General features: G+C 56.8%; 13 protein-coding genes. All 13 read right to left on the reverse strand.

What is annotated here, in order from left to right:
* Nucleotides 1-13: 13 nt before the first annotated feature.
* Complete coding sequence (locus tag ACYQ11_RS09130; protein ID WP_459923475.1) at nucleotides 14-352, reverse strand: histidine triad nucleotide-binding protein; 339 nt, start codon at nucleotides 350-352, stop codon at nucleotides 14-16.
* A gap of 140 nt (nucleotides 353-492) precedes the next feature.
* Nucleotides 493-2,187, reverse strand: a complete 1,695-nt coding sequence (locus ACYQ11_RS09135) for a CoA-transferase (RefSeq protein WP_459923476.1) — start codon at nucleotides 2,185-2,187, stop codon at nucleotides 493-495.
* Nucleotides 2,188-2,458: 271 nt separating this feature from the next.
* Nucleotides 2,459-3,079, reverse strand: a complete 621-nt coding sequence (locus tag ACYQ11_RS09140) for a TetR/AcrR family transcriptional regulator (protein WP_459923477.1) — start codon at nucleotides 3,077-3,079, stop codon at nucleotides 2,459-2,461.
* Nucleotides 3,080-3,490: 411 nt separating this feature from the next.
* Nucleotides 3,491-5,353: a molecular chaperone DnaK gene (gene dnaK / locus ACYQ11_RS09145; protein ID WP_459923478.1), complete on the reverse strand. Its 1,863-nt coding sequence runs from the start codon at nucleotides 5,351-5,353 to the stop codon at nucleotides 3,491-3,493.
* A 283-nt stretch (nucleotides 5,354-5,636) separates the two neighbouring features.
* On the reverse strand, nucleotides 5,637-6,644 hold the full coding sequence (gene msrB, locus ACYQ11_RS09150) for a peptide-methionine (R)-S-oxide reductase MsrB (RefSeq protein WP_459923479.1): 1,008 nt from the start codon (nucleotides 6,642-6,644) through the stop codon (nucleotides 5,637-5,639).
* A 475-nt stretch (nucleotides 6,645-7,119) separates the two neighbouring features.
* Nucleotides 7,120-7,950 carry a phospholipase A gene (locus ACYQ11_RS09155; protein WP_459923480.1) on the reverse strand — a complete coding sequence of 277 codons (831 nt, stop codon included), beginning with the start codon at nucleotides 7,948-7,950 and terminating at the stop codon, nucleotides 7,120-7,122.
* A gap of 317 nt (nucleotides 7,951-8,267) precedes the next feature.
* Nucleotides 8,268-8,576, reverse strand: a complete 309-nt coding sequence (locus ACYQ11_RS09160) for a type II toxin-antitoxin system RelE/ParE family toxin (protein ID WP_459923481.1) — start codon at nucleotides 8,574-8,576, stop codon at nucleotides 8,268-8,270.
* Nucleotides 8,576-8,821 (reverse strand): type II toxin-antitoxin system ParD family antitoxin, encoded by a 246-nt coding sequence (locus tag ACYQ11_RS09165; protein WP_459923482.1) that lies wholly within the window; start codon nucleotides 8,819-8,821, stop codon nucleotides 8,576-8,578. Before ACYQ11_RS09165 ends, ACYQ11_RS09160 begins: the two co-directional genes overlap by 1 nt.
* Before the next feature lie 304 nt (nucleotides 8,822-9,125).
* Nucleotides 9,126-10,178: a Fic family protein gene (locus ACYQ11_RS09170; RefSeq protein ID WP_459923483.1), complete on the reverse strand. Its 1,053-nt coding sequence runs from the start codon at nucleotides 10,176-10,178 to the stop codon at nucleotides 9,126-9,128.
* On the reverse strand, nucleotides 10,165-10,374 hold the full coding sequence (locus tag ACYQ11_RS09175) for a hypothetical protein (protein WP_459923484.1): 210 nt from the start codon (nucleotides 10,372-10,374) through the stop codon (nucleotides 10,165-10,167). The genes ACYQ11_RS09170 and ACYQ11_RS09175 overlap by 14 nt, the downstream gene beginning before the upstream one ends.
* A complete protein-coding gene (locus ACYQ11_RS09180; protein ID WP_459923485.1) occupies nucleotides 10,371-13,481 on the reverse strand; it encodes a type I restriction endonuclease subunit R in 3,111 nt (1,036 codons plus the stop codon). Before ACYQ11_RS09180 ends, ACYQ11_RS09175 begins: the two co-directional genes overlap by 4 nt.
* Nucleotides 13,482-13,492: 11 nt before the next feature.
* Complete coding sequence (locus ACYQ11_RS09185; protein WP_459923486.1) at nucleotides 13,493-14,419, reverse strand: FRG domain-containing protein; 927 nt, start codon at nucleotides 14,417-14,419, stop codon at nucleotides 13,493-13,495.
* On the reverse strand, nucleotides 14,416-15,870 hold the full coding sequence (locus ACYQ11_RS09190; protein WP_459923572.1) for a restriction endonuclease subunit S: 1,455 nt from the start codon (nucleotides 15,868-15,870) through the stop codon (nucleotides 14,416-14,418). Before ACYQ11_RS09190 ends, ACYQ11_RS09185 begins: the two co-directional genes overlap by 4 nt.
* Nucleotides 15,871-15,906: the final 36 nt, after the last annotated feature.

Consider the following 15,906-nt stretch of genomic DNA (forward strand, 5'->3'; position numbering starts at 1 on the left):
CAACGCCCGGTCATCAGCCCGGCGGCCAGTTCATGGACCGTCCGGCCAGCACATGCAGATGGATATGGAACACCGTCTGGCCCACGCCTTCACCATTGTTGATCACCAGCCGGTAATCGGTGACGGATTTCTCCCGGCAGATCCGGGCCGCCACGTCAAACAGGCCGCCGATCAGGGCCCGGTCCCCTTCGTTCATGGAGGACACTTTGTCGATGTGTTTCTTCGCCACCACTAAAAAATGGGTGGGGGCCTGGGGGTTGATGTCGTTGAAGGCGAAATACTGGTCGTCTTCGTACACCTTGCTGCTGGGAATCTCACCCGCGATGATCTTGCAGAACAGGCAGTCGCTCATGCATACGCTCCTTGGCTGATGGTGGGGTTAGTGGGTCATGCCCGTTCATGCTTAAAAGGATTTGACGGTTCCGTCAATACAAAAAAAACGGAGCCGGAGCGGAAAACCGCGTGCCCCGGCTCCGTGAGGAGGGACTGGAATCAGGAGGGCCAGCTGAGTTTGAAATTGTCGCCGGTGACGATCTCGGGAGGGACGGTGTCCACCCGCTCGGGCACGATGATCCGGCAGGTGCTGTTGGCCAGGATGTCCCGCTCGATGTCGATGCCCGGCACCACCTTCCACAGTTCCACCCCGGCGTCGGTCAGGCGGAAAATGCCCACGGTGGTCACGTAAAACACCTTCTTCCCCGCTTTGAGGGCCTCTTTGGCGTTGAAGGTCACCTCGTTGAGCGTGTCGACGAATTTGGGAATGCCGCGTTTCCGGAGGCGGAGTTTGCCGTCTTTCAGACTGAATTTTGCCTTGGCCATGAAACTGCCCAGGAAGATGATTTTCCTGGCGCTCGATGAAATGTTCATGAAGCCGCCGGGTCCCACGTAGTCGTAGACCCTTTTCCCCCGTTTGGACACGTTGACGTTGCCGTCGGAGTCCACCTGAAGAATGCCAAGGACGGTCATGGCCAGGTTTTCCTTGTAGTGCTCGAACATCCAGGCCGAGCTGTTCAGCCTGATGGGGTTTATGGACCCGCCGAAGTAGAGGCCCGGGGTGGGAATGCCGCCCAGGGCGCCGGTTTCGGAACTGAAGGTCAGGTCTTCATGCAATCCGCCTTCATGGATCAGACGCCCCACCTCTTCGGGCAGGCCGATGCCCAGGTTGATCAGGTCTCCCTTTTTCGCCTCTTCGGTGAACAGGGAGGCGGCCATGCGGGCCATGGTGTTCTCCACCGGGCCCCGTCGGGGCGTGATGCGGGCCAGGGTGTTGATCAGCTTGAGTTTTTTCACCGCCTCCTGAGGGTCCTCATTGGCGCCCTCGGTGAACAGGGGCCAGTATTCTTTCTGGCGGATGGCGCCGGTCTGTTCGTTCCAGGGATTGACCACGATGCCGGTGACGACCTCCTTGGGAATGCTGATGGCGCTTTCGTCCTTGTCGATGACGGCGGCCACCGTGACGAAGACCTTGCCCCCGTTGGCGTGGGCCGCCATGGCCGCCTCGTAGTTTTCGGTGATGGTGGCCGCGTGTTTGAAGTAGATGTTGCCTTCATAATCGGCGTAGGGCGCCATCATGAAGGCCACTTCGACCTTGGGCATGGTGAACCGCATGTTCCCGTTGTTTCGGGCGATGTAGCTTTTGGCCGCTCCGGCCGTGACGGCGGTGGTGCCGCCCAGGCTGGGGTCGTAAAAGGTGCCGATGCCGATCTTGCTTTCCACGGTGTCCCGCCCTTCGGCCTGGGCCGTCAGAAGGGCCGTGATCTCGCCCTGGGGCAGGGTGTGGATTTCCACCAGCTTCCGGTCACCCATCTGAAGAATGGCCTTGGCGGTTTCCACATGACCGCAGATGTACTCGCGGATCAGACCGGGAATGGCGATGTCCTCGATGGTGCCCGGCGCCTTGCCCCGGCCGCCCTGGGCGCTGACGGTGATCCAGGTAAGATTGGCGGGCCCTCCGGTCTTTTTGAACACATCGCGTACGGCCCAGTAAAAGATGGCGCATCGGCCGTGGGACGCCATACCGGTGGACATGACGGTGGCATTGTTGTCGATCCGCATGACGGCCTCTCGGGCGCTCATGAATTTTTCCGATTCCAGCCAGGCGGGGCGGTAATCGATGTCGTACACTTTCTGGGTGAGTTTGTATTTGACAAGCTTGCCGATCAGTTTGGTCGTTTCAGTCAGATTCATGGTGATACCCTTTTTCGATAATGTGGTTTTGAGCTTTTATAGACAATCGGATAAAAAACATCAATTGTTTTGATAAACATCGTAACTTCATGCATACGACGGTCCTCCGAAACGGGTGACAATGGGCCTGCCCCATTGGCTTTAGGGCGTTCGGCGTTCGGGGTGATCTAAAAACTGATATGTCAGTTTTTACCGGGTGTCAATAAAAAAGGCGGTGCGGCCGGACCGGCGGGAACGAACGATACCGGACGTTTGATGAAGCCGTTAACGATCAGGCGAGAATGACGGTCACGTCTTCGAGCAGTTGATCGAAATCGTATAACGGGGTTTCGGAGCTGGGGGCAGGCAGGGTGATCTGCACCAGTCCCTGGATCAGTGCCCAGAGAACGGGCACGCAGCGTGCCGGAGGCAGTCCTTTGAGGGTTGACTGCATGGGCGGTGCGGCCAGGGTGCTTTCGACCAGGGCCAGCAGCTGGGCCAGGACATGCCGGAGGTCATCGACCATGGCCGTGTCCAGGTGGCTGAATCCGCCGTCTTCGCGTACCGAAAAGCTGAGGATGTTGATATACTTTCCGAACCGGATGAAATAGCGTTTGTAGTGATAGGCCATCTTCCGGATCGCTTCCATGGGGTTTTTGTCGTCGATGCAGGCTTCCATGTCTTTCCGCAACATCCGGAGGTTCAAGATGAGCATGGACAGCAGCAGTTCCTCCTTGCTTTTGAAATACATGTACATGGCTCCCGACGAGAGGCCGGCCTTTTTCGCCACGTGGCGGATGGTGACGGCCTCGAGCCCTTGGTCCCGGAGGATGCTTTCAGCGACATCGATGATGGCCAGTTTGCGGTTTTCCTTTTCCTGTTGCCTCAGCTGATCAAAAATGGTGGCGGTCATGGGGTCCTCGATTTCAGCAAAACCAATGGGATGTTGAACGGCCCGGCGCTTGTTTGTGCTATGCCGTCGGGAAACGGGGAACGGTGTGCGTGCGGACCGTTGAAAATGACGGAACAGTAATACGCAATGTTTGACAGTGTATAAGCGATTGATCAACCGCTTGTAAAGATTTAAATCGCCGATATAGGCGAAGACGCGCCGCTAAGCCGGTTAAATGAACTGTGAAAGAGGGGGGTTGACGCTGATTGGTCGGAATGCTTTTTACGAAGTCGTCATTTTCGGAGAAAAGAAGGGGGAAAGATCGCCGGACAGCGGGTCAGGGTATCAATTGGGTGGCCTGCAGGGGATCGTCAGGCCGCAGGATGAATCGGCCCCCCGGTCGAAAAACCGGGGGGCCGACGGGTACGGTCATCAGGCGACATCGCTGAATTCGGCGTCGATCACCTCGTCATCCTGGGCACCGGCGCCCGGCCGGGCGTCCTGATGCGCTTCGGACGACGGCTGGGAGAGCGACTGAAGCGCCGTGTTCAGGGCCTCGGTCTGTCGTCGGATCTCCGCCGCGTTCTGACTGTTGACGGCGGTTTTCAGTTGACCGATCAGATCGCGGACGGCCTCGGCGTTGGCGCCGTCTATCGTCTGAATCTGTTTTTCGGCGGCATAGATCAGGCTGTCCGCCGCGTTTTTCGCCTCGGCCAGATCCTTTTTCTGCCGGTCTTCCTCGGCATGGACCTGGGCGTCTTTGACCAGGCGGTCGATGTCCTCTTTGGACAGGCCCGACGAGCCGGTGATACGGATGGATTGTTCCTTGCCCGTGGCCTTGTCTTTGGCCGAGACATTGACAATGCCGTTGGCGTCGATGTCGAAGGTCACCTCGATCTGGGGCAGACCCCGGGGGGCCGCCGCAATGCCGGTCAGCTCGAAGCGGCCGAGGGACTTGTTGCCTGCGGCCATCTCCCGTTCACCCTGGAGCACATGGACGGTCACGCCGGTCTGGTTGTCTTCGGCCGTCGAAAAGACCTCGCTTTTCCGGGCGGGGATGGTGGTGTTCTTCTCAATCAGACGGGTCATCACGCCGCCTAAGGTTTCGATACCCAGAGACAGAGGGGTCACATCCAGCAGCAGCACGTCCTCCACCTCACCGGAAAGAACCCCGGCCTGGATGGCCGCACCCATGGCCACCACCTCGTCGGGGTTGACGCTCTTGTTCGGTTCCTTGCCGAAAATTTTCCGGACCCTCTCCTGCACTGCGGGCATGCGGGTCATGCCGCCGACGAGAATGACCTCGGAGATGGTCCCGGCGGTCATGTTCGCGTCCTTGAGCGCGGTGGTGCAGGGGCCGTCGAGTTTGGCCAGCAGGTCTTCGACCAGGCTTTCCAGCCGTGCCCGTGTGAGTTTGACGTTCAGGTGTTTGGGTCCGCTTGCGTCCGCCGTGATGAACGGCAGGTTCACCTCGGTTTCCACGGAGCCGGACAGCTCGATTTTCGCTTTTTCGGCGGCCTCCTTGAGCCGCTGCAGCGCCATGGGGTCGGTCCTCAGGTCGATGCCCTGGTCTTTTTTGAACTCGCTTGCCAGATAATCGATGATGCGCAGGTCGAAGTCTTCGCCGCCCAGATGGGTGTCGCCGTTGGTGGCCTTGACTTCGAACACCCCGTCGCCGATTTCGAGAATGGAAATATCGAAGGTGCCGCCGCCCAGGTCGAACACGGCGATTTTTTCCTCGTGTTTCTTGTCCAGGCCATAGGCCAAAGCCGCCGCCGTGGGCTCGTTGATGATGCGCAAAACGTTCAGCCCCGCGATTTTCCCGGCGTCCTTGGTGGCCTGACGCTGGCTGTCGTTGAAGTAGGCAGGGACCGTGATCACCGCATCGGTGACCGGGCCGCCCAGGTAATCTTCCGCCGCCTTCTTGACCGAGGCCAGGATGTACGAGGAAATCTCGGCCGGGCTGTAGTCCTTGTCCTGAATGCGGATCTGGGCGTCGCCGTTGGCCGCTTTTGTGATTTTATAAGGAAGGATGGTGATGTCCTTCCGGACTTCCGCCGAATCGAAGCGCCGGCCGATCAGCCGTTTGACCCCGAAGACCGTGTTTTCGGGATTGGTGACGGCCTGCCGCTTGGCGATCTGGCCGACCAGGCGTTCTTTGGTTTTGGTCAGGGCGACCACGGACGGGGTGGTCCGCCCGCCTTCCGCGTTGGTGATGACGACGGCATCCGCGCCTTCCATGACGGCCACACAGGAGTTGGTGGTGCCCAGGTCAATTCCTATCGTTTTTCCCATGATGTGTTCTCCTTTATATAAGGTGATGCCGGTCCCCGTGGGGCCGGTGTTTTTTCATGGTTAAAACATAGGACGCATTTGGCGCTTGTCAAATAAGTAATGTAAAAAAATATGTCGAATTTAAATTTATTAATAGACTGAATTGTAAGGTTTAATCTCGTTTAACCCGCTGCGGGTTGAAGCGAAATATGGGGTTTTATTCTATATCATTACTTTTAATCCGATATCGGCATCAGGTAATGAAAGCCGGGCCGGACACCTGTCCGACCCGGGTCGGTGCGCTTCATCGGGCCGGCGGGTTCGATGCGTCAAACAGAGGGGCCAGCCGGCCATAGCCCTCCCGGACCAGGTCCTCTTTGGGAATAAAGCGAAGGGCGGCGGAGTTGATGCAGTAGCGCAGCCCCGTGGGCCGGGGGCCGTCATCGAACACATGGCCCAGGTGGGCGTCCGAGCTGCGGCTCCGGACCTCGGTCCGCACCATGAACAGCGAGGCGTCTTTTTTTTCAACCAGAGTTTCCGCCGCAATGGGGCGGGTGAAACTGGGCCAGCCCGTGCCGGAATCGAACTTATCCGTCGAGGAGAACAGAGGCTCCCCGGACAGAATGTCCACGTAAATACCTTCTTTTTTGTTGTTCCAGTAAGCGTTCTCAAAGGGCGGCTCGGTGCCGTTTTCCCGGGTCACATGGTACTGAAGGGGCGAGAGGCCCGGGTCAGGATCGGGCCGGTCCGCATTTCCTGTCGGCCCGCAGGAGGAGCCGGGGCCCCAGGTTTTCATGATAAAGGCCTCCCGGCCCGATCCTGTCCGGTAGCGTTTGTAATGCTCCGGATTCTTGCGAGCGTAGTCCTGGTGATACTCTTCGGCGGGATAAAATCCGGTAAACGGGAGAAGGGTCGTGACCAGGGGCCGGTCGAAACGGCCCGAGGCGGAAAGGGCCGCCATGTAGGCTTCGGCCTGTTTTTTCTGGGCGTCATTGTGATAGAACACGGCGGTTGAGTAGTGAAATCCCCGGTCGGCAAACTGGCCTGAAGCATCGGTGGGATCGATGCTTCTGAAAAAAACGCCCAGGAGGCTCAGGTAGGGGGTTTGCTTCGGATCGAAGGTCACCTGGACCGCTTCCCGGTGACCGGTGCGTCCATGGGCCACATCCTCGTAGCGGGGATGTTTCTCGGCGCCTCCGGCATATCCGGATTCAACCCGGATCAGACCGGGGAGTTTTTTGAAATCCGTTTCCACGCACCAGAAACAGCCTCCGGCAAAGGTGGCCTGTTCCATATGATTATCAAGAGTCATGACGGTCTCCTTTCGTGTGTCGCCGTCGGCCGACGCCGACGACGCTGAAAAAATCACGGCAAAAAACACCGCCAAGGCGGCAAAAAAGCAGGGCTTCATAGGGAAACCTCCCAGTTGATTCGACAAAGAAGAGAGACGTCGCAAAACAAGGGGCGGGTCGTATGGGATAACATAAGCACATCCCGGCCAGAGGCAAGGTGCAGCGTCATTGAAGAGATCATGCCCAGGCCATTGGCGTGACGCCGCCTGATGCCGAGCGCCATGCCTTGGGCATGGCCTTGCAATCTCTGTGTCTTGGTGTCTTCGTGAGAAATCAAAAAGACCGACTCCCCTTCGGGGAAGCCGGCTCAATGACTCTCACAGAGTCACAAAGAAACGGAGCAAAGCCCGACTTGACGGGGCATGTCGCACGGTGACGCTTATCGAAATCGGGAGCATGAACATGGCCCATGCGATTGCCCCGGGATGCGGTCTGTCAGCCGTTGACGTGAAAGCCCAGGCCAACGCGGGTGATGGACCGGTTGTAGTCGATGAGGCTTTCCCCGTATCCGCTGAAAACGGAGAAAATCACCCCGGCCCGGAGCCGGGGGACGGTGATCCGGTAGGTGAAGGAAACGGCGCCCCGGTGGTGGCGGGGATTGCCCCGGACCATGGCGTGGATCATGTGCCGGTCCCAAAAGGCCTGATAGAAGTGAATGGCGCTGTAACCCATGTAGTCGGTCAGATCGGGGTTGTCGTCGCCCTCGGGATCACCCGGATGGTCCTTGCTGCGCTCGGGCAGACGCCACCAGAGCTTGGAGTAGAGGAGGGTCCGGGTTTCGTTGTTCAGGTAGTAGGGGGACAGATACAAACAGTTCCAGCTTCGGGATTTCCCCACGGGCTGACCGTTGGACTCGTGCTCGCCGCCCACATCGACCCCCAGGTTCTCATGGAAGGCGGTGCCGGGCTGAAACCGGTAAAAAAACTCCGGATTGAAATTGGTTTCCCGGAAGGGCGAAGAGTTGCGGTGGTCGTAAGCCTGCCAGAAGGATTTTTGCGTGTAGGCGAAATAGAGCTCTTTGTATAGCTTTTGCTTGGCGCTGATCTGGAACACCACCTCGGTCTGGGCGCCGTTGTACTCCTCGCAGTAGGTGGCCGGAAGGATATACATGTCCTTGTGCAGGGACAATCCCGGTACGGCCCGGACCCGGGAATGAAAGGCCGGGGTCACGGCCGTTTCCGTATCAGCCCAACCATCCGTCAGGCCCGTCACACCAAAACCGATCAGCAACGCAAAAACAAAAGCGGTCACAGACGTTGTTCTCATGGCTCGATTCCTTATGGGGGTTGGCAGGGCCGGGACGCCATCCGCCCTCACGGATGTTCCCTGAAAAGCTATCTAAATCCCTAACGAAATCCCGCCGGTCTGTCAATCACTAATCGCGTGACACGGTTCGGTTCGCCGTAACGTGGGGCTCGCGGCGATGATGGCGGGGGGCTTGTCGGGCGTGGTGTTGGCGTTTTGCCGTCGGCGGCAGTTATCCGAAAATTCCGGATAACCGAATCTTCCTGCAACTCACTGTCTGAGAACACCTTTTTGAGGTGGCAGTTGATGGTGTGGGCCTCAACATCGTAAAGCACCCCTTACGAAATCGTTGTATCGGAAAAGTAATTTATTATATCCATTCGTTGATGAGGGACACCGATAATATCCACTCCGTTATCGCGGATAATATAAAAAATGACATGTGAGCCGTGAAGACAGCTGTAATAGCCTTCTTTAACGTCTGATCTGGGCCGTCCAATGTAAGGATTTTCAGCGATCAATTCAAAACCTTTTTCAATGGTCTTGAGATACGCGTTTCGCTGCTGTTGGCCCCACATTTCCAAGGAATAACGCCCAATGTTCACCAAATCCCGGTAAGCACGAGGTGTAATCCGATAGGTAGCCATCAATCCATATCCAATTCATTAATCAGCTTATCCATGGAAAAATCTTTGATGAATATTCCATCCCTGGCCTGGGCCTCCCCTTCTGCCAGATGCAATCTCAGAGCGGTACGTTTATCGTTTAACTCTTCCATGTGTCGCAATGCATCACGGACAACCTCACTTGCTGAACCATAACGCCCACTTGCTATTTGGTTCCTGATAAAAAGCTCCCAATGCTCACCTAAACTCAAACTTGTTGTTGCCATAATCAGACCCCATTTATATTCATATTTATTATTAATGAATATAATTCATTTTCTTTTGAAGCACAAGGTGCATCCAAACCGTTCTTGCACGTCCCTCCAATCGAAACGCCCTGGCTCTTTAACCTTAGTTAATGATTGGGTGTATCGACGAATGGCTTGAATTAAGTATGGTGCCCCCAGATCCAACAGATCTAAGATCTGTTAAAAATGTCACGATCCGTGTCGCAAATAATGTCGTGAACCTGTCGCAAGATTTTGTCACAGCAGTTGTCATAGCTTTGTCACAGCTCCTTGTCACAGCTTGTCATAGCTCCGCTAAGGCATAGTGGCGGGTTGGGTCTGTTGGTCCTGCGCCGATCTCCAAAATAAGCTGCTTATCCAGCATTCCTTTGAGGTCGCGCTGTAGGCTTCGGCGATTTACATCGGGGCAGATGTCTTCAAAATCCTGAATGGTCAGCTTGCCGTTTTGAAGCAAATACCCAAGGGCTTTCCCTTGCCGTTCATTCAGACTGTGTTTTTGAACCAATACATCGCGACGGATAACTTGCTCACCCCGTTCTTTGACTTCGATCATCTGGGTTTCAAGGCCGGTGATGAAGTAGTCGAGCCAGCCGGTCATATCCATGTCGTTTTCCCGGACACTCTGGATCTTTTTGTAAAAGGTGGGCCGGTCGCGGTCGTAATATTCGCTGATGGTGAACAGGCGCTTGAAGTCATATCCGGCTTTGTACAGACAAAGCGTCGAGAGCAGGCGCGAGGTTCGGCCGTTTCCGTCAAGGAAGGGGTGAATATGCACCAGCTGGAATTGGGCAATACCGCTGATCAGCACCGGATGAATATCAAGGTCAGCGTTCAGCCATTTGACCATTTCCGACATCATGATAGGGATCTCAATCGCTGAGGGCGGCGTATAAATCACTTCACCGGTTGAAGAGTTGGCCACATAATTCTGAATACGGCGATAGTTACCGGGATCGGCTTTGCCGCCTCGCACGCCTTCCACCAGTTTGCGGTGGATCTCCCGAATCAGTCCTTCGGTAATCGGGTCGCCGCTGTCCAGACAATCCGAAACGAATTCAAAGGCGGAACGGTAATTGAGCAATTCCCGGGTGTCATCCGGGTCGGCTTCAGGAACTGCTTCCCCGCGCCACAGACGTTCGGCCTGATCCAGGGTGAGCTGTGTGCCTTCGATGTGGGTTGTGTGATGCGCCTCTTTGATCAACGCTTCCGCCCCCATATCCCGCACCCAATCATCGGACAATCGAGCCGCTTCCAGAAAACCGCGCGCCCGTTCAATCTGCGTAATGGCGGCGGTCATCCGGTTGGTGATGGTGAATTTGGGATTAAATGCCGCCATCTAATACACCTCCTCCATCGAAAAAACTAGAAAGCTTCTTTTTAAACCGCTGAACATTCTCCTTTGGGGTGGCAATTAATTGTTCAATCATGTCATCCGCCTCATTGGAATGAACGGCAAGGTTCAACAAGGCATCTGCAAGAGCTTCCGGTCCCAGATCAATCAGTTTTTGTTTGCGGTCATTGTCCTGCTTCATCGCTTACCTCCGGAATCGATTGCATACGTTGCCGGAATGGTGTCGTAAATCACCTTGGAAAGCACCGCAAACGCTGCATCCTCAAAGGCCTTGTCATCCATGTAACGCGAGACGATCTTGTCGTTCTCGTTCATGCGCTGAATCATCAGGTCTTCCAGCATCTGACGCAAGCCTAACTGAAATTTGTCGAAGGGGTTGGCCTGACGCAGGCGGACCACTTCCGGGGTATTGGCTGCCCTTTCCTTGATCTGCTCGAAGAACAGGCGGTCTTCCTCGGTAAAGTTGGTGCCGAAGCGGTCGTTCAGCACCTCGATGATTTCGGAAAGCGGCGCCTTCTCCTCCTTGGCTTTGCCGGTGCCGACATCGGTGGGGCTCTTCACGCCGTACTCGCCCTCGCCCTCACGCAGCTCGATGGCCCCGGAAAAGACCCGTTGCAGGCGGTAGTACTGTAGGCCCACGTCATCACCCAATTTCACGACACTGGTGTCGCGCTCAAGCGGCAGGTGCGGAAGCAGAAAACGGCCGAAGCTGTAGAGCATCTCCAGATCGGGATCGCCGTAGGGGATGATCTGACTCAGGAAGCTGTATACCTTGACGTAACCGCTCAGCTTGTCACGGAATTCGCCACGCTGCTGCTCATCCTCCATCGCCTTGAAGCGATCCACCGCCGGTTGAAGATGGCGATGCAGGTGGGCGTGGTCAGCGGGGTTTTGCTTGCCTGGCACACGGTAGAAGATGCGGGCGAAGGCCTCCACCTCGCTCCAGTGGTAGATCTGAAAAGCGTTCAGCTCGTGCTTGAGCTGTTCGAGCTGATTGGGGTCCGAGCTCTCCTGAAGGCTGGTGGCGTCGTAGTAGGGTTTGAAGGCCCGGTAGATATCCTCGGCCTCATTGACAAAGTCGAGCACAAAAGGCGTCTCCTTGCCCGGCACCATGCGGTTGAGGCGCGACAGAGTCTGCACCGCCTGCACCCCGTCCAGCCGCTTGTCCACGTACATGGCCATTAAGAGCGGCTGGTCGAAGCCGGTCTGGTACTTGTTGGCCACCAGCAAGACCTGGTAATCGGGTGAGGCGAAACGCTCCGGCAACTGCTTTTCGCTGATCGGCCTGCCGCTCACCACATCGGTATTCATCCCCGGTTCGGTGTATTCCAGGCCGGTTTTCGGGTCGCGCACCGTGCCGCTGAAGGCCACCAGAGGCCGGACGTCGTTGTAGCCATGCTCGTCGATGTAGCGCTGAAAGGCCTCCATGTACGTCACCGCCTGAAGACGCGAACCGGTTACCACCATGGCCTTGGCCCTTCCGCCCAGATGGGTGCGCACACGCCCGCGGAAATGCTCGACGATCACCTCGATCTTCTGGGCGATGTTGGTCGGGTGCATCACCAGGAACTTGGCCAGCGCCCGTGCGGCCTTCTTCTTTGGTAAACACGGGTCGTCTTCCACCGCCTTGACCAGCTTGAAGTAGGTCTTGTAGGTGGTGTAGTTCTGAAGCACGTCGAGGATGAAACGCTCTTCGATGGCCTGACGCATGCTGTAGAGGTGGAAGGGCACAGGCTTTCCGCTGGCGCCGGTGCGACCAAACAGCTTCAGGGTCTTGCCCTTGGGGGTGGCGGTGTAGGCGAAAAAGCTTAAGTTCGGCTGCCGACCCCGCGAGGCCATCACCTCATTCAGGCGGTCTTCCCAGTCCGCATCCTCATCGTCACCGTTGCCGACCGTGTTTGCCCCCAGAATCGCCTTCAGCTCCCGCGCCGTCTCGCCGGTCTGGGAAGAGTGCGCCTCGTCCACAATCACCGCATAACGGCGCTTGCCGATTTCCGTCTCCCAGGCTTTGGCCTGCGCTTTGGCCGCTTCATCCGGGGTATCCGTGCTCTCGGCCCCGGCGGCATGGAGCAGGCCGCGCAGCACAAAGGGGAACTTCTGAAGGGTGGTGACGACAATCCGGGTGCCGTCGATCAGCGCTTCGGCCAGTTGCTTCGAATCCTGGTCGATGGCCTTGACCACCCCCTGGGCGTGTTCGATCTGGTAGATGGCGTCCTGCAACTGACGGTCGAGCACCTGCCGGTCGGTGATGACGATCACGCAGTCAAACACCTTGTGATCGTCAGCGTCGTGCAGGCTGGCCAGCCGGTGCGACAGCCAGGAGATGGAGTTGGTTTTGCCGCTGCCTGCCGAATGCTGGATCAAATAGTTCTGCCCCGGTCCCTCGGCACGGGCGGCGGCGATCAGTTTGCGGGTGGCGTCGAGCTGATGGTAGCGCGGGAAGATCATCGCCTCCCGGCTCACGATTCGGCTGCCCCCCTTGCCGTCCTCCACCTTTTCCTGTTTTTTTTCGATGAACACAAAGTGGCCGAGGATGTCGAGGAAACTCTTGGGCTCCAGCACCTCCTCCCAGAAATAGCCCGTGCGGTAGCCGGAGGGGTGCTGCGGATTACCCGCGCCGCACTTCACCTCGCCGGGATGGCTGCCGCGATTGAAGGGCAGGAAGAAGGTCTTGCCTCCGGCCAGGCGGGTGGTCATGTGCACCTCGTCCGGGTCGGCGGCAAAATGCACCAGCGCCCGCTGCTTGAACTCGAATAGCGGCGCGCGCGGGTTGCGGTCTTCCTTGTACTGCCGCACCGCGTTCTGCCAGCTCTGGCCGGTCCAGGGATTTTTCAGTTCGCAGGTTGCCACGGGCAGACCGTTGACGGCAAAGACCAGATCGACGGTGGCATGGTCGCCCGGATGGCAGGGCACCTGCCGGGTGACGGTGAGTCGGTTGGCCCGGTAGTGTGTCAGGACCTCTTCGTTGAGGCCGTGGGCGGGTTTGAACCAGGCCAGCCGGAAGGTCTTGCCGTAAAACTTGAAGCCGTGGCGCAGCACATGCAGCGAGCCCTTGATGGCCAGCTCTTTGACCAGCGTCGCCAGCAGCATCGTCTCCAGTTGCGCCCCGTGCTGGGTGCGCATCGCCTCCCACAACTGCGGCTGGGTGGCGGCGATGAAGTCGGTAATCGCCTGCGGGAACAACGCCCGCTCCCGGTCCCAGCCGCTCACGTTACCCTGCTGCCAGCCCTTGGCCAGCAGCATCTGTTCCACGTATGATTCGAAGGCTTTTTCGGTTGTTTGCTTCATGGTGTTTCCCCTCAGGTCATTCCGTTGATCTCGAACACCCGATACTTGAGCCACTTGGCGATACCGTCGAGATCGGGGAACAGCTGTTTGTCAAAAACGCCGTACTGGTCCAGCCGGCGGCGGATGTCGTCATGGGCGGCCTGACTGATCACCAGCTCCAGTACGTCTTTTTCTTCCAGCGGCTGCATCGGCTGATGGCAGGCCAGCAGCACGCCGTCCTGGGCGCGGATGCGCGGCGAGACGTGTGGCGGGTCGTAGATGACGTTGCCGGTGATGTCGAAGGGAGACAGCTCACCTTCTTTGGCGGGTTCCGCCTGTTCGCGGGGCCGGGTAACAATGGTTGTGTCCAGATCGTCATCAGCGATTACAGGTGTTTCATCGCTTTCATCCAAACCGAAGTCGCTGTATCCATCGTCGTCGTTTGAAAGGGGCGAAGCGGATTCCGGTTTCTCCACAGTAACCACGCCGTTCTTCTGCTGGCGGCGCAATTCGTTGAAACGCGGTGGTTCGCTGATCAGCACATAGACGGCGCTGTCATGCGGGTTGCCGTCCTTGTCCTTTTTGGAGTCACGGCAGGAAAAGTAGAGCGCCACCAAGGGGTTGGTGGTCCAGTCCATAAAACGGGTCGGCAGGCCGTGATGCTGGGCGATGGCCAGAGCCTCCCAGTCGTTGCGCGGCAGGTGGTTCACATAGGTGAGCAGATGGTTACTGAAGGTCTCCAGCACCTCGTTTTCCAACCGATCGCGTTCGGCAGGCGGCAGGCTTTTCAAATGGGCATAGCGGCCGATGGAAGGCTTGAGGTCGTAGCCCTCGAAGGCTCGCTTACTCTGACCTCGAAAATATCGGCGCTTTCGCTGGCCTTTGTGATCGGTGACGCAAATATCGTCACGAACAATACGGAGATAATCTTCAAAGCTGTTGATGGTGAACTCGTTCATGCCGCCACCTCCCGAACGTCAATTTTCCCCGTCACAGCAGCGGTGATCAGGGCGGTGCGGTACTCCTGCAACCGGGCGATGGCAGCCTCGACCTTTTCCGCCAGCCGGTCGATTTTGGCGGTTTCGCGGTCGAGGTAGGCGGCTATAGCAAACTGTTCTTTGTCAGAAGGGATTAGGAAAGAAAGTGTTTTTTGGTCGAGTAAACCTATATATGCTCTTGTTGACCCAAGCCCTGCTAACAACTTCAGTTGATCTTGCCAAAATTTGCTCTGCATTAACCAAAACAGAAATCGATTTTGGATTTCCCTTAAGCAGCGGTAATAGGTTACCTGAGGTGTCAGCATTACATATGGAAACTGACTCTTTTGGACCATGCCGACACGGCCGATTGTTCCTTTGTGAGTAAGAAGCACATCCCCCTCATTGGAAAATCCGATTCGTAGAGAATCTGCTTGTTCCTTTTCGATATAGTTGCATTTGTTAAAATCAATTTTCCCATTATCAATATGATTGGCCATAACGAAAGGAATCCCTTCACCTACGTAATCTTCTGCCTTCGGATGTAACTCCCCATGGTTCCCATCCTGCAATTCAAGATTTCGCGACACCCGTTCAATCCATACCTTTTTCACATCCCACCCCTCCGGCATTTCCCCCAGCCATTCAATTCCGGAGTCCTTGAAACGGGTGTGGGGTTCGAGGCCGAATTCGCGGGCGGCGTCTGCGGGCAGGCCTCGGGTGACGGTGCGGGAGATGAGCGCGGTGCGCTTCTCCTTGAGCAACTCGACCAGCCGTCGCTTCTTCGCCACCAGCGTATCGATCCGCCCCGTCTCCCGGTCGAGAAAATCGGCGATGTCGGTTTGTTCGGGGAGTGGGGGTAATGGTGTCAGAAAATCCTTGCAAAATTCCGGTGGCACACGCTTTTGCCCGCCCGCTCCATACATTTCCGACTCACCGAGCTTCCGGTAGCCGTCTGTGATGGTCAGGTAGAACAGAAAACGGTAATCAAGCGCCTGAGAAGCTCGCAGCACGTGCAATTCGGTTGTTCCATAGGCTGCCGAATTGACCAGGCCAGCAGCTATCGAACCTTTGCCGTTCTCGAAGCAAGGCGTGATCTTGGCGATGACGACATCCCCATTCTGAAACTCGGTGTATCCCCCACTGACCTCAGCCTTTACTCGTGTCTGTTCAAGACGAATACCGCCGTATTCGTTCACGGCATCCATTGGGACAAAGGAAACTTCTTGGTCTTCTTCCAGATTTCGGAGTAATGGTGCGGGCGGATTTACGCGCATAGTGAATCGACCGCGCTTCACCTCCCAATGCCCCGGCACCCGTCCCAGCCACTGGACACCACTCTCCTTGTATTCGGGATAAGGCTTTCGCAAGGGAGAATGGACAATGGATAATTGAGAATTGTCGTTGTTTTTTTTCCATTTTCCATTTTCCATTGTCAATGGCCCCTCCTCTCGAATCCGGAACCAAAA

The sequence above is a fragment of the Desulfatiferula olefinivorans genome (assembly GCF_054657895.1).

Coding starts and splice junctions, on each gene's coding strand:
- ACYQ11_RS09130 (WP_459923475.1), bottom strand. CDS start 352: ATGAGCGACTGCCTGTTCTGCAAGATCATCGCGGGTGAGATTCCCAGC.
- ACYQ11_RS09135 (WP_459923476.1), bottom strand. CDS start 2,187: ATGAATCTGACTGAAACGACCAAACTGATCGGCAAGCTTGTCAAATAC.
- ACYQ11_RS09140 (WP_459923477.1), bottom strand. CDS start 3,079: ATGACCGCCACCATTTTTGATCAGCTGAGGCAACAGGAAAAGGAAAAC.
- dnaK (WP_459923478.1), bottom strand. CDS start 5,353: ATGGGAAAAACGATAGGAATTGACCTGGGCACCACCAACTCCTGTGTG.
- msrB (WP_459923479.1), bottom strand. CDS start 6,644: ATGACTCTTGATAATCATATGGAACAGGCCACCTTTGCCGGAGGCTGT.
- ACYQ11_RS09155 (WP_459923480.1), bottom strand. CDS start 7,950: ATGAGAACAACGTCTGTGACCGCTTTTGTTTTTGCGTTGCTGATCGGT.
- ACYQ11_RS09160 (WP_459923481.1), bottom strand. CDS start 8,576: ATGGCTACCTATCGGATTACACCTCGTGCTTACCGGGATTTGGTGAAC.
- ACYQ11_RS09165 (WP_459923482.1), bottom strand. CDS start 8,821: ATGGCAACAACAAGTTTGAGTTTAGGTGAGCATTGGGAGCTTTTTATC.
- ACYQ11_RS09170 (WP_459923483.1), bottom strand. CDS start 10,178: ATGGCGGCATTTAATCCCAAATTCACCATCACCAACCGGATGACCGCC.
- ACYQ11_RS09175 (WP_459923484.1), bottom strand. CDS start 10,374: ATGAAGCAGGACAATGACCGCAAACAAAAACTGATTGATCTGGGACCG.
- ACYQ11_RS09180 (WP_459923485.1), bottom strand. CDS start 13,481: ATGAAGCAAACAACCGAAAAAGCCTTCGAATCATACGTGGAACAGATG.
- ACYQ11_RS09185 (WP_459923486.1), bottom strand. CDS start 14,419: ATGAACGAGTTCACCATCAACAGCTTTGAAGATTATCTCCGTATTGTT.
- ACYQ11_RS09190 (WP_459923572.1), bottom strand. CDS start 15,870: ATGGAAAATGGAAAATGGAAAAAAAACAACGACAATTCTCAATTATCC.